Source organism: Leeuwenhoekiella polynyae, from assembly GCF_004104075.1.
In the GTDB taxonomy this organism is placed as follows: domain Bacteria; phylum Bacteroidota; class Bacteroidia; order Flavobacteriales; family Flavobacteriaceae; genus Leeuwenhoekiella; species Leeuwenhoekiella polynyae.
Map to the genome: position 1 here is coordinate 357,856 of NZ_QOVK01000001.1, position 13,874 is coordinate 371,729.

General features: G+C 39.8%; 11 protein-coding genes. 8 read left to right on the forward strand and 3 right to left on the reverse strand.

The window, feature by feature from the left end; genetic code table 11:
- Window positions 1-490: 490 nt before the first annotated feature.
- Entirely contained in the window at window positions 491-1,240 is a 750-nt protein-coding gene (locus tag DSM02_RS01505; RefSeq protein WP_128763985.1) for a TerB family tellurite resistance protein, read from the reverse strand.
- Between the two features lie 445 nt (window positions 1,241-1,685).
- Here DSM02_RS01505 and DSM02_RS01510 point away from each other — a divergent pair, with 445 nt between their 5' ends.
- From DSM02_RS01510 to DSM02_RS01530, 5 genes are all read left to right on the forward strand, one after another.
- Window positions 1,686-2,096 carry a BrxA/BrxB family bacilliredoxin gene (locus tag DSM02_RS01510; protein ID WP_128759427.1) on the forward strand — a complete coding sequence of 137 codons (411 nt, stop codon included), beginning with the start codon at window positions 1,686-1,688 and terminating at the stop codon, window positions 2,094-2,096.
- A gap of 188 nt (window positions 2,097-2,284) precedes the next feature.
- Window positions 2,285-4,075, forward strand: a complete 1,791-nt coding sequence (locus DSM02_RS01515) for a chloride channel protein (RefSeq protein ID WP_128763986.1) — start codon at window positions 2,285-2,287, stop codon at window positions 4,073-4,075.
- 38 nt (window positions 4,076-4,113) lie between these two features.
- The gene (locus DSM02_RS01520) at window positions 4,114-4,386 is read left to right on the forward strand and encodes a hypothetical protein (RefSeq protein ID WP_128763987.1); all 273 of its coding nucleotides are present in this window, start codon (window positions 4,114-4,116) and stop codon (window positions 4,384-4,386) included.
- 88 nt (window positions 4,387-4,474) lie between these two features.
- Entirely contained in the window at window positions 4,475-4,666 is a 192-nt protein-coding gene (locus DSM02_RS01525; protein ID WP_009781881.1) for a cold-shock protein, read from the forward strand.
- Between the two features lie 278 nt (window positions 4,667-4,944).
- Window positions 4,945-5,721 (forward strand): amidohydrolase, encoded by a 777-nt coding sequence (locus tag DSM02_RS01530; RefSeq protein ID WP_128763988.1) that lies wholly within the window; start codon window positions 4,945-4,947, stop codon window positions 5,719-5,721.
- On the opposite strand, the gene DSM02_RS01535 is transcribed toward DSM02_RS01530, so the two are convergent.
- A complete protein-coding gene (locus DSM02_RS01535; protein WP_128763989.1) occupies window positions 5,702-7,318 on the reverse strand; it encodes an Ig-like domain-containing protein in 1,617 nt (538 codons plus the stop codon). The two genes, DSM02_RS01530 and DSM02_RS01535, sit on opposite strands and share 20 nt — an antisense overlap.
- 89 nt (window positions 7,319-7,407) lie before the next feature.
- Window positions 7,408-7,968, reverse strand: a complete 561-nt coding sequence (locus DSM02_RS01540; protein WP_240673955.1) for a ComF family protein — start codon at window positions 7,966-7,968, stop codon at window positions 7,408-7,410.
- A 170-nt stretch (window positions 7,969-8,138) separates the two neighbouring features.
- Here DSM02_RS01540 and DSM02_RS01545 point away from each other — a divergent pair, with 170 nt between their 5' ends.
- From DSM02_RS01545 to DSM02_RS01555, 3 genes are all read left to right on the forward strand, one after another.
- On the forward strand, window positions 8,139-9,020 hold the full coding sequence (locus DSM02_RS01545; protein WP_128763991.1) for a hypothetical protein: 882 nt from the start codon (window positions 8,139-8,141) through the stop codon (window positions 9,018-9,020).
- Window positions 9,021-9,174: 154 nt separating this feature from the next.
- Window positions 9,175-10,713 (forward strand): glycine--tRNA ligase, encoded by a 1,539-nt coding sequence (locus DSM02_RS01550; RefSeq protein WP_128763992.1) that lies wholly within the window; start codon window positions 9,175-9,177, stop codon window positions 10,711-10,713.
- A 146-nt stretch (window positions 10,714-10,859) separates the two neighbouring features.
- Window positions 10,860-13,874 carry a GEVED domain-containing protein gene (locus DSM02_RS01555; RefSeq protein WP_128763993.1) on the forward strand — a complete coding sequence of 1,005 codons (3,015 nt, stop codon included), beginning with the start codon at window positions 10,860-10,862 and terminating at the stop codon, window positions 13,872-13,874.

Below are 13,874 nucleotides of genomic sequence, written 5' to 3' on the forward strand. Positions count from 1 at the left end.
ATGTTTAAAATGGGATAATGGCAGCACGTAGTACTCGCTGCAGGTAGTATAGCAAGCTGCTCTTTAGAGAGCTAACTTATAAAAAAAAGAGCCTTCCCCTATCCTAGGCTGTGCGGTTAAGATAAATGCGCCTTAGCTTAGCTCTGCTAATATAAGGCATTTGTAAGGCCTTGTCAAGAGGTATAGCCTATAGCTCTCAATAGCAGTGCAAGCTCAAACATGCTTGTTTAAAAAACTTCCGTTGGCTTTCCCCTTACCTTTAATTTGAGGAGGGTAAACGATGCTTACACTGAAAAATAAATCCTCATAGGGAGGTTAGAAGATTCTGTAGATGCATCTATCGGGGCATAGCTCCAAACGAAAGAAATGCTCGTCGAGTCCAAAAAAGCAAATAGGGTAAGACCTGAGCTTTTTTATTACTCTAAACACCTAAAAACCCTCAAGTTTGACTTGAGATTGATGCTACCCACACTATTGAGGTAGTAGCTTTTTAAATACCGCGTTCTTTCTGAATGGTCTCATATGCGTCCTGCACATTTCTAAACTTTTCTTCTGCACCGGCACGATAGGCTTCATCCATATGTTGTAGTTTATCAGGGTGGTACTTTTTTGCCATCGCTCTATACGCTTTCTTAACCTCAGCATCGGTTGCGGTTTTTTCAACTTCCAGGATTTTATAGGCGCTGTCTGCATTTTTAAAGAACATCGCTTTAAGGCTTTCAAACTCCCCTCTGCTCAATCCCAGATATCCGGCAATTTGAGAGATTTGATTCACCTCTGAGGTAGAAACCGTACCATCTGCCTGAGCAATCCCAAACAAGAAATGCACAATTTGTAAACGTACTTCTCTGCGTGTACGCTGGGTTAAATAAGAACAAATACGCTGGGCATTGATTTCGCGCTTTTTGACTACCTCATTGAATGTTCTAAATGTGGCATTAGCCCGTTCTTTACCATAAGCCTGTACAAAATATTGCCGTACATAGTCCATCTCACGCTGACTTACCTGTCCGTCTGCTTTTATAACAATAGAGCACAGCGAAAGCAAATTGAGTTCAAAATCCCCGGGAGTTACGGTTTGTTCCTGGCTACCAAAAGGAGCGCTGTTTCTGCCTGAAGTTGTACCGGTATTCTTATTGAAAAATAAATTATCTATGAGCATTCCAATTACATAACCTGCAATTCCGCCCATCCAGCCGCGAAAAACCAGGCCAATAATGGCTCCTATCCATCTTACCATTTAATCTTTTTTATCGTGTTTTCGGTCAAAACCGTTATATATGCTTTTAATTGCACGGCAAAAATAAAGCCTTTACAAGATGTGAGTCTGTAAATCTGACAAAATGTTACTGTTTTGCGTATACGCAAAGGATTTAAGTCTTGTGAATCAGTTTACTTCTGGTTTCTGAGTCATTTGTCATTTTCACAAATTGCATAAAGGTAAAAGCTACAGCAGAAAGCCTGCCTATGCCGGCAGGCAGGCCTGACCCCTAGGTATGCGCTTTAAACCTATACTTTTTTAGCGAGAGACTGTAGGGTTTATAAAAAGTACCCGACTATTATTTTGTAACTTTGTAAACCAAAGCCTTACGAACTAAACAGAAGGCCTTGGTTAAACTTAAATTTTAGTTTCGAAGCCAATCTCGAATTGTTAAACGCCATAAAATGGCTAAAAAAGAAAACTTATGTATCCAGCAGAATTAGTAAAACCTATGCGTGAAGACCTTACTTCTGTAGGTTTCACAGAATTACATACTACAGATGATGTGCAGGCAGCTATGAAAAAAGAAGGAACAACCCTTGTTGTTGTAAATTCTGTTTGTGGTTGTGCAGCTGCAAATGCCAGACCGGGAGCGCGTATGGCTTTACAAAATGCAAAAACTCCAGATAATTTATTTACCGTATTTGCAGGAGTAGACCGTGAGGCTACAGATCTTGCTCGTAATTTTATGGTACCGTTTCCTCCCTCTTCGCCTTCTATGGCTTTATTTAAAGATGGGGAACTCGTACATATGTTAGAGCGCCATCATATCGAAGGACGTCCTGCAGAGCTTATCTCAGACAATCTTATTGATGCTTTTAACGAGTATTGCTAATTATTAAATGATTTATGGCGAGTCTAGAAGACTCCGCTTTAAATCTGATATTATTTTAGACTCTATACTTGAGTAAACGATTATATCCCTGCCTTTTACGCAGGGATTTTTTTGTTTTCATAAATACTGCTAATTATATGATATTTTGATTTATACCTCTTACTTTTGCGCCTCAAAACACGATTAAAATGCCTGGTAAAAAACCCCTTTTACATCGCTTTCACGCCTGGCGCTATAAGCATATCTCAAAGACCACCTTTGTTTATTTTTTAAGTGTGATCACAGGTCTCCTTGCGGGGTTAGGAGCTGTATTGATCAAAAACATCACCCACATCATTCAGAATTTGTTAGAGGGGAAACTCGTTGAGAATTACCGGTATGGTTTTTACTTTTTGTTTCCCATTGTAGGTCTGGCATTAACAGTTCTTATCGTAAAGTTTATCATTCGTAATCCGCTGAGTCACGGGGTTCCTATGACCTTACGTGCGATTGCAAAACGCAAGGGTATTTTACGCAACTATCAGGTCTATGCCTCCCTTATCACGGCACCCTTAACAGTAGGTTTTGGAGGTTCGGTGGGACTGGAGAGTCCTACGGTGGTTACCGGGGCCGGTATTAGTTCTTATCTGTCGCGCATCTTTCATATGGATCAGGCACACCGTACTTTATTGTTAGGCTGTGCTGCTGCAGGTGCGATGTCTTGTATTTTTAAGGCTCCCATCGCTGCCATTATTTTTGCAGTTGAGGTGTTTAGCCTTGATCTTACCTTGCTTTCTTTAATGCCCCTACTCTTGGCATCACTTTCTGCGATCCTTACCTCTTACTTTTTCTTTGGTTCAGACACTATTTTACCTTTTGAGCTCAAAGATGCTTTTACGATTGCAGACTTCCCTTACTACATGATTCTGGGACTGGTTGCTGGTTTCACTTCGGTTTATTTCAGTAAGGCTTATTTTGCTACTCAAAAAATTTATACCCGTTGGGATTCTGCCACCATCCGTTTGCTAGTTGCCGGTGGCTCTTTAGGATTACTCTTATTTTTAATACCGCCGCTGTATGGTGAAGGTTTTGATACGATTAACAAACTTTTAGACGGGCATGCTGTAAATGCACTAGGCGCTACTTTTTTCAGTGAATATTTAGACAATATCTGGGTGGTTATCGCCTTACTGGCCGGTCTCGTTATGTTTAAAGTCATTGCTTCGGCGATCACTTTTGCGGGTGGTGGTATCGGAGGTATTTTTGCACCGGTATTGTTTATGGGTAGCGTGATGGGGAATTGTATTGCTAAAATCATCAATAACCTGGGTATAAACGGGGTTCATATTTCTGAAACCAATTTTACACTGGTAGGTATGACCGGTTTACTTGCCGGGGTTTTACATGCTCCGCTTACTGCGATATTTCTTATTGCGGAAATTACAGGTGGGTACGGATTGTTTATTCCGTTGATGATTACAGCTGCAATTGCTTATGGTATTAATAAATATTTTCTACCGCATTCTGTATACGGGATGGAGCTTGCTGTTAAGGGCGAACTCATCACCCATGATAAAGATCAAGCGGTACTTACGCTGCTGAATGTAAATCACATCATAGAATCTAACTTCATCAGAGTGAGACCTGATATGACTTTAGGCGAAATGGTTCAGAAAGCTGTGGCAAAGTCTACCCGAAACCTTTTCCCTGTAGTCAATAAAGAAGATGAACTCGTAGGTGTCATCACGCTAGATGATATCAGAGAAATTATGTTTGACTCTTCACTTTACGATACGACTACTGTAGACAGTTTAATGCACGCCGCACCAGAATATATCTATCTGGAGTCAGACCCTGCCAAAGTAGTCATGCGTAAATTTCAGGAAAGTGGCGCGTGGAATCTTCCCGTTATTAAAGACGGAAAATACCACGGCTTTATTTCAAAATCTAAATTACTTACCGCTTACAGACGTATGTTGGTTAGTTTTTCTAGAAAATAACATCTTTAATATTAAATTTTCAATCTAAAATCTCATCTATGCGTAACGCGATACTCATACTTTTTTGCATACTTTGTCTCACATTGGGCTACGGCTTTTATTTGCGCTATTTTACTGAAGAAACCCTCACCGGAGATCGCTTTTTAGGACTCACTATTCTTGCGGTTGCGTTCATCCTTATGCCTATGTTTTTATACCACCGCTGGAAGGATCGAAAAGTAAAAGATTACATGCTTGACGAGGATAACATCAGGAGAATGAGAGCGTTCAACAACAGTAAAGAGTCCCGTAAAAATTCTGAGAATCAATAACTTTTATAAAATTATTTACGTTAAGGTAACCTTCATGTTGTTTAAACACGTAGTTTTGTATCAATATTAATTTTTTTACAATTTTATAATGAAAGGTACAGTTAAATTTTTCAATGAATCAAAAGGTTACGGATTCATTACTAACGATGACACAGGAAAGGACATCTTCGTTCACGCAACCGGTCTTAACGGTGAAGTATTAGAAGAAGGTGACCAAGTAGAGTACATCGAAGAAGAAGGAAGAAAAGGTATGGTAGCTGCGCAAGTACGCGTACTATAATCCTAAGATATATATAAGTATATTTAAGATTCCAACCCTGCTTAACTCGTTAAGCAGGGTTTTTTGTGTCCTGATTTTAAAGGTCAGGGCGTTCACCCCTGCGCTTAGGCGCTGCTATGCAGGGCTTTCCATTACAATTCCTCTTGCGCTTTGTTACGCCGTTAGGGATTTTCACTGCAATTTCTAATACAATGATACAGCTGCATTTCTATTTTGTAATTTTACGCGATAGATTGAGCGTAAATCTCATTTAATCTTGCTTTAAGATCGTATTAAATATGTCACAAACATTAGAAATCGCTGCAATTCAAGCCAATTTAGTCTGGGAAGATCCGGCTGCCAACCGGGCTTACTTTGATGAGAAGTTAGCAGCAATCAAAAAAGAAGTTGAGCTTATCATACTTCCTGAGATGTTTGCGACCGGGTTCAGTATGAACCCAGACGGTATTGCAGACACAGGCGAAACGCTTAATTGGATGAGAACCAAAGCCGCTGAGCTCAAGAGCGCTATTGCAGGGAGCTTAATGGTCAAAGAAAATGATTTACACTACAACCGCTTTTATTTTGTCACTCCTGGGGGTTTTGTAACCGCTTATGACAAACGACATACGTTTACCCTTGCAGGAGAAAACAAAATTTATAAGAATGGTACTCAGCAAGTATTTGCAAACTACAAAGGTTGGAAAATCTTATTACAAGTCTGCTACGATCTACGATTTCCGGTTTTTGCGCGCAACACGAGCAACTATGATGCGGCAATTTATGTGGCAAATTGGCCTAAGAAGCGTGTTTTTGCCTGGGATACACTGCTAAAAGCCCGTGCTATTGAAAATATGTGCTACTGCATCGGTGTCAACCGAATGGGATTAGATGGCAACAACTATGAATATAATGGTTTTAGCGGCATCTACGATAGCTTAGGCGCTACTTTAGCTTTCGCAAAAGAAAAGGAAACCACGATCTATGCTACTTTAGACAAAGCACATTTAGATGAAACGCGCAACCAACTTAACTTTCTGGCAGATCGGGATAAATTTACTCTTGATTTACAATAAAGGTGTTTTTAGGGTACCAACCCGACCTCAAATCTAGTAAATCAGGATAATACAATACTTCCTCAGGTTGTATTTGTTTTAAAAAGTTACCGCTGTCGTATTTACCATTTTGGTTAAGATCTACTATTACGCGTGCATAATATTTACCCGGCTCAATTCGGTTAAACTGAAAAAATGTTACACCAGGCTCACCAATAAGTTCTCGCTTTACATCTCCTTTTTCAGTAACTAATTGTACGATGTGTTGCACATCTGCAGCACCTTGTAAGGTGAGGTCATATTCCCCATAATCTCCGTATGCTTTTGTAGAAGCTGTAACGTTTATCGTATCGTTTTTAGTCCCGTAAAAATCAGTTAAAGCTTCCGGGAGCATTTGTATTTTGTAGGACTCATTCTCTGCTGTCTCAAAACGCAAATCAAGCTGAAGTCTTTTGGGGTATAGATTAACCTTAAAATCTTCCACTAAAGTTGAATCTTTCCTACTGATTACAATTTTTGAAGTGTCAACAGCCATAATCGGAATCGTACTATTGAGTACATAGGGCTCTTCTAAGATCAATGCACTAGAAGCCGGCTGTATTTGCAGGGAATCTGCTTTTAGCTTTCGTTTACGCACAAAAGCTGTATCGATCGTTTGATTGGCTACGGTTCTAAAAACAAGGGAGTCTGTTTCAGTTTGCGGTTTGTACCAATATTGCAAAGAATCCTGACCCATTTTACGCGTAATCAATTTTTCAAAACCCTCGGGTTTTGCGCTTATCAATTCAACAGCAATACTATCTGGATTTCCTACATAAGGAATAGCGATTCGTTGAGCAGCACCTTGTTTGGGCCGGCCGGGTTTAGGCGCTAACTCTTCATTAAACAGACGCAACACATACACAGAATCTGTGGGCACATCAATAAAGGTGTCGTAAAAAGCGATTTTATCTTTATCGGGTTGAAAGGTGTAGTTACTCGCATCGTCTTTCATCGCCACCAGCTTATACCGTCCTGCTTTTACATTTGAAAGTTCAAAAACCACAGAACTGTCTAAGGTATTGGTCACATAACGGGGTACCTCTTTATAAACTACAGAATCGCGATAGGTAGAATCTGCTTCATACAGCATTACCGTAACATAATTATCAGGTTCTCTTAGAAGTGCATCTCTAATCACACCGGTCACCGTCAACGAATCTATATAATCCCCGGTAGAAAAAACATATTTAAAAAAAGAAAAAGGATTGCCTTCATTATTATCGGTTACGCTTTCACCAAAATTAAAGACATAGGTCGTATTGGGCTCTAGCGTATCTGTAATCTGAATATCTATATAGCGTGAGGCACCGCCCTGGGGTGAGATCTGCGCCTTAGGATCCATAGGTGGAGAAATGATCAAATTCTTACTAAGGTCTTTGAGTTTAATGTATTCATCAAAATAAATACGAATCTCTTTTCCGTTAAAGTTGGTTGTATTATTAGGTGGGTCCGCACGTACCAAAACCGGAGCCGTCTCATCTTTAGGTCCGCCGGTAGGTGTACCTCTTTTAGCACATTGCACCACAAAGAGCAATAAAACTGCCACCAAAACTAGTTGTAATTCCTTTTTTAGCATAACAGCGCAAAGTAACAATTATTTTTAAAGATTAGCTGCAGATACTAGTTTCTTAGAAGCGAGAAAGCTGCTGTTTTTAAACGTAACAATCAATCTGCTATTGCCATAACAGCAACACTTAGTTTGATTCCCCGTATTTTTTGAAGTGCAATGGCACAGCCTTCAACAGTTCCGCCGGTTGTTATCAGATCATCAACAAGCAAAATGTGTTTTCCTGCCAGGCTTTCTATTTCAAGTACATCAAACGAGTCGATAACTTCAGTAGAGCGTAGACCTCTATTGAGAAAAACCTGAGTACGTGTTGCTTTTTTTCGGTATAAAACGGTGTCACAATATGGCTTTTCTAATGCCTTTGCGATCGCTTTCCCAAAACCTGCAACTTGATTATACCCGCGTTCTTTCAATCTTCTTGTATGTAACGGCACAGGCACTATGCAATCTATGTGTTGGTAAGCTTCTATTTCGAGCAACTCTGCACCCAGCCAGTTTCCAAAATAAGCACTCAAATGTTCCTGACGGCGGTATTTTAAATTATGTATAAGTTGTTGCACGCGTGTTTTCTTGTCAAAATAGAAGAGTGCTGTTGCTAATTCTAAAGTAGTACGCCCTCTCAATAATTTTTTGATAGGGTTGTACGTTGTAGTATTCAAATGAGTAACTGGTAGTGCGTGTCTACACGAGGTGCAAATGAGGTTTTCACCCAAACTTAAAAGCTGAGAGCAGGCGCTACATTGATCGGGATAGAAGAGTTTAAGTAAAGACTTCACCTCAATTTGATTAAAAATTATAACTTTCGCACTAAGATATCAAAATAGGCTGCATGAGCGCAACTCGCAATAACAATGCTTTAAAGATTCTTATCGGTATATTATTTCTATTACTGCTCGGTCTGGGTGGATACACCTATAAATTTTATCATGAACTCAGTGCAAGTAAGGTCGCCTTATCTGAAGAAAAAGAATTGCTTAAAGAAGAATTGAGCGCACTTTTGACCAATTACAATTCAGAAATAGAAAGTAATAAACTGCTTACTACAGAGCTCAAACAAGCCCGGTCTCGCATTCAAAACCTACTCGTTCGTCTCGAGAATTCAAATTCTACGCAAACCACTTTACAAAATTATCGCAGAGAACTGGCTATTTTACGAGATGAGCGGGATGCGCTTCGTAAAAAAGCAGACAGTTTGTTGCTGGAAAACGCTTTACTCGTTTCTCAGAAAACCACTGCAGAAGCAGCTTTTGATGAAACCGTTGTACAACGAGATTCACTCAAGCAACAAAATGAAGCGCTTCAAGACAACCTCGCAAAAGGTGCACAACTCAATGTAAGCAAGTTTAAAACCAGCGGTGTGATCTTACGTCGTAGTGGCAAAACAGTGCCTAACGATCGCGCCAGTCGTATTGATAAAATTGAAATTTGCTATACCGTAAATAAGAATATACTTGCAAAACCCGGAGTTCACGATTTTTACATTCAGGTTATAAATCCTAAGAATAATGTGATGGGTGAGCACGTTTCTTTAGCCTTCGGCGAGAATATTTTGATTTATAGCGCGTATCAGCAAATCAATTATCAAAACGAAGAAATTAATTCGTGCGTGTGGATCAACCCTATGGCAGAAGAATTTAAACCGGGAATTTACCGCATCAATCTTTTTGAGAATGACCGTCTGCTGAGCAATAGCGTTATAGAATTAGAATAAACTGCTACAAAGCATTTATTAAAAAAATATCAAGATCATCTTCTTAAAAATCAACCTATAAAAAAACCGCTGCATTGCTGCGGTTTTTTTATTTTTACCGCCTTGTTTCTTCATAAAGAAACAACCTATACCAAACACAAAAGCAACATACCAAATGGCACAACAGGAAGATCATTTTAAAAAGGTAATATCACACGCAAAAGAATACGGTTACATCTTTGGGAGTAGCGAGATTTATGACGGCTTGAGCGCTGTTTATGACTACGGTCAAAACGGGGCAGAACTTAAGAAAAACATACGTGATTACTGGTGGAAAAGTATGGTGCAAATGCACGAAAATATCGTAGGGCTAGACGCTTCTATTTTTATGCATCCCACTACCTGGAAGGCTTCCGGACACGTAGATGCTTTTAACGACCCGCTTATTGACAATAAAGATTCAAAAAAACGTTACCGCGCAGACGTGCTTATTGAAGATTATGCAGAAAAGCTGAATCAAAAAGCAGAGAAAGAAATTGCAAAGGCAAAAAAACGTTTTGGTGATGCATTCAATGAAGAAGAGTTTGTAACTACAAACCCACGGGTTCTTCGCTATCGTGAAGAGCAGGAAACTGTGCTTAAACGCATGGCCCGCTCTCTGGAGGCTGAAGATCTTGCAGATGTAAAAGCCTTGATCGAAGAACTGGGCATCGCAGACCCGGATACCGGTTCTAAAAATTGGACAGATGTGCGTCAATTTAACCTGATGTTTGGGACAAAACTGGGAGCTTCTGCAGAGACTGCAACCGATTTATATTTGAGACCTGAAACGGCACAAGGTATTTTTGTAAACTTCCTAAACGTTCAAAAAACAGGAAGGATGAAAATTCCTTTTGGTATTGCGCAAACCGGTAAAGCGTTTAGAAACGAGATCGTTGCACGCCAGTTTATCTTTAGAATGCGTGAGTTTGAACAAATGGAAATGCAATTTTTTGTACGTCCCGGAGAAGAATTAAAATGGTACGAGCACTGGAAAGAAACCCGCCTCAACTGGCATCTATCGTTAGGATTAGGTAAAGAAAATTACCGTTTTCACGATCACGAGAAACTGGCACACTATGCGAATGCTGCAGCCGATATTGAGTTCAATTTCCCATTTGGTTTTAAAGAATTAGAAGGAATTCACAGCCGAACTGATTTTGACCTTAAAGCGCACGAAGCGCATTCTGGTAAAAAATTACAATTCTTCGATCATGAGTTGAATGAAAGTTACGTGCCTTATGTAGTAGAGACTTCAATAGGGCTTGACCGTATGTTCTTAGCCGTATTCTCGCAATCTCTTGAAGAAGAAGAATTAGAGAACGGCTCTACACGTACTGTTTTAAAACTACCTGCTATTTTAGCTCCGGTAAAAGCAGCGATTTTACCGCTGGTTAAAAAAGATGGTTTGCCAGAAGTTGCTCAAAAAATCATTGATGATCTGAAGTATGACTTTAATGTGGCTTATGACGAGAAAGATGCTGTAGGTCGCCGATATAGACGTCAAGATGCTGCAGGTACTCCATTTTGTATTACCGTAGATCACGACACCCTAGAAGATGAAAGTGTAACAATCAGAGACCGTGATACGATGGAACAAAAACGTGTTAAGATTTCTGAACTCAACACCATTCTACATCAAAAAATAGATTTTAAACACTGGATGAAACACTAGGTTTATGCATTACAAATATCTGGGCGTCAAAATTAAAAGTATTGAATAGTCCCATTTATTATATGATTAAAAAGCTCCCACTGGGAGCTTTTTTTAAATCTCTTTATTTGTTTCTTTCGTACATTTAAAGACCACAACCTGTTCAAATGATATATTTTTATAGCCGCAAGAAACTGAATACAACCATTCTAACCACTATTTTTTTTATAGCTGGTTTTTTTCTGATTCCAGAAACGGCTATCGGCCAGACAAAAGAAAAACCTTCCTTTGTAAGATCTATAAAATTTGTTCGTGAAGTTCCCAGTATAGCTTCTCAAATACAAAACGGAACATTTACAACACCAGACAAATCTATTGAGCCACAAGAAATCAATCCTAAAAGACGCCAGGCCAATCAAGTGGTTCCGGGAAAAGGTTTACCCAAAAACGGAGATCCACTTATTAAAGAACAAAAAGATAAAACAGAAAGCAAATCATTTGATCTGGAGCCTATAAATGTATTTGAAGCAAATACCTCAAATTTTACGCCCTCAGATCCTACAGGAGCCGTTGGTCCCAATCATTATGTTGCTGCCTGGAACGCAGGATTTAAGATTTTTGACAAAGCAGGTAACGAGCTTGCTCCAGAAGCAAGTCTAGGCTCTCTTTTTGCCGACAATAACGCAGGAGACCCTATCGTTCTATATGATGCCCCGGCAGATCGCTTTATTATCACCCAATTTGAAAATGAAGATGAAAGCACTGATAAAAATGAGTTTGTAAACGGATTAAACATTGCCATTTGCCAAGGTTCTGATCCTGTAAATGACGGCTGGTACATCTATACTGCAGGTTTTGAAACCGGTGCCTTCCCGGATTATCCTAAATATTCGGTATGGAGAGACGGTTATTATATAACCTCAAACATCCGGTTAAGCGGTGGAGAGGCAACAGGTAATGCAATTTTTGTGATGGAGCGTGAAAAAATGCTTCAGGGTTTAACTGATGTTGGCTTTATTGGTTTTCCATTACCTACGCTGCAAACTAACGGCTTTTACAGTCCGCAATTTTTCAACATCAGCAGTCCAGATGCTCCTACAACTGGCGGTGCAACTGTTGTGTATTATCAAGACGACTCGTGGTCTGGTGTAGCCGAAGATCACTTAAAATTATGGACCGTTGCTGTAGATTGGACCACACCTGCCAATTCTTCAATTTCTCAACCTGATGTTATACCGGTAACAGATTTTAATGGTGTTTTTGATGGAGGAAGCTTCTCGAATCTGCCGCAACCATCCGGACCAGATATTGATGCCATGCAAGGTACCGTGATGAATCAGGCTCAGTTTAGGAAATTTGATGATCACAACTCGGCAGTTTTCAACTTTGTTGTCAATGTAGCACCTATTGGTGAAGAACAAGCGGGTATTCGTTGGTATGAATTACGTCAAACAGCAGACGGCCAACCCTGGTCAATCTTTCAAGAAGGAACCTATGTATCTCCTACCGGTAATAATGCCTTTGCAGCAAGTATGGTTATGGATGGCTCTGGAAATATAGGTATGGGATACACAACCGTAAGTAAAAATCAGCCGGTCACCATCAACTTTACCGGAAGATACGATAATGACACAGCTGGAGAAATGTCTATTCCCGAAGCACTTATTGCTACCAGTACCGGTGTAAGTTCTTCAGAGCGCTATGCAGATTACACACATCTTACCGTTGACCCTTCAGATGAGGAGACGTTTTGGTTCATCACAGAGTATTTCAACACCCGTCGTAAAGACCTTGTAAGCGTTTTTAGGCTTGCAGTAGATGAAGCTAATGATGTTCAGGTGATCGCTATAGATAATCCCCAAGATGGCGCGTTAACCGATTCTGAAGCAATAACACTTACGATTAGAAATGCTGGTAATTCAACACAAACTGCGATTCCGGTTAGTTATACCCTAAATGGGGTCACCGTCAATGAAACATTTACCGGAAATCTTGCATTCAATGAGACAGGCACCTATACGTTTGCGCAAACAGCAGACTTATCAACCATAGGGCAAGAATATGAAATCACAGCAAGTACCCATCTCAATGGCGATGAGGATACCTCTAACGATGCGATGACTGTGATTGTTCAAAATCTATGGCAAAATGATATTGGTGTTTCATCTATAGACACTCCACAATCTGATTCTGGTTTGGGTTCTGCTGTTTCAATTTCTGTAACCGTAACCAATTACGGTCAGGATGCGCAGAATAACTTCCCGATTTATTACAGTATAAATGGGGGTGAACAAGTTATCGAAATCTATAACCGCACTATTGCAGCTCAAACTTCAGAGACTTTTACTTTTAGTATCACAGAAGATTTTTCTGAAATAGGTTCTTATGAAATAGTTGCAGGCACCAATCTAAATGGAGATAGTGATCCTGCTAACGATGAAGTCAGCAAAACTGTAACCAACAATTATTGCCAGCCGGTTTCTAATTGCGAAGATTTTGGAGATGGAGTTACCTTACTTACCCTTGAGGGAACTCTGGTAACACCAGCGTGTTCAAGTACAGGATATAGTGCAGATCTTGACACTACATTTAACTTAAATGTACAAAAAGACTCTTATATGGGTACTTTGCAAATGGGCTATCAAAATTCTGGCTATGTGATCTTTATTGACTTTAATAACAATGGTGGCTTTGAAGCTTCTGAACTGGTTTCTAGCGGAACAGTACAAACAGCAGATACAGATGCTGTGTTCACAGTCGATTTACCAGACAATGTTGAGCTAGGCACTTACAGAATGCGCATACGCGGAAACGATAATAATGAAGATGGTGACCTCAATGATGCCTGTGGCACGTTAGCCTATGGTCGTACTAATGATTATAGCGTACGCATTTTTAACAGCCTTTCGGTAGAAGAAAATATTTTCCCAGATAGTGAACTGGTAGTTCTTGAGCCTGAAAAAAATCAATTTCAAATCTCGTTAAGCACCAATACAACTACCGAAAAAATGGCAGTAACGGTTTATTCTATTCTAGGTCAAAAATTAGCTGAAAACTGGATCGAAAATGAATACGGAAGCTATGTCTATGATCTGGATATGTCGTACGCTTCAAGCGGGGTTTATATCGTACGGTTAGGAAACGGCGATGGCGGACTTTCCAAAAAAATAATAGTCAAATAA

Coding starts and splice junctions, on each gene's coding strand:
- DSM02_RS01505 (WP_128763985.1), bottom strand. CDS start 1,240: ATGGTAAGATGGATAGGAGCCATTATTGGCCTGGTTTTTCGCGGCTGG.
- DSM02_RS01510 (WP_128759427.1), top strand. CDS start 1,686: ATGTATCCAGCAGAATTAGTAAAACCTATGCGTGAAGACCTTACTTCT.
- DSM02_RS01515 (WP_128763986.1), top strand. CDS start 2,285: ATGCCTGGTAAAAAACCCCTTTTACATCGCTTTCACGCCTGGCGCTAT.
- DSM02_RS01520 (WP_128763987.1), top strand. CDS start 4,114: ATGCGTAACGCGATACTCATACTTTTTTGCATACTTTGTCTCACATTG.
- DSM02_RS01525 (WP_009781881.1), top strand. CDS start 4,475: ATGAAAGGTACAGTTAAATTTTTCAATGAATCAAAAGGTTACGGATTC.
- DSM02_RS01530 (WP_128763988.1), top strand. CDS start 4,945: ATGTCACAAACATTAGAAATCGCTGCAATTCAAGCCAATTTAGTCTGG.
- DSM02_RS01535 (WP_128763989.1), bottom strand. CDS start 7,318: ATGCTAAAAAAGGAATTACAACTAGTTTTGGTGGCAGTTTTATTGCTC.
- DSM02_RS01545 (WP_128763991.1), top strand. CDS start 8,139: ATGAGCGCAACTCGCAATAACAATGCTTTAAAGATTCTTATCGGTATA.
- DSM02_RS01550 (WP_128763992.1), top strand. CDS start 9,175: ATGGCACAACAGGAAGATCATTTTAAAAAGGTAATATCACACGCAAAA.
- DSM02_RS01555 (WP_128763993.1), top strand. CDS start 10,860: ATGATATATTTTTATAGCCGCAAGAAACTGAATACAACCATTCTAACC.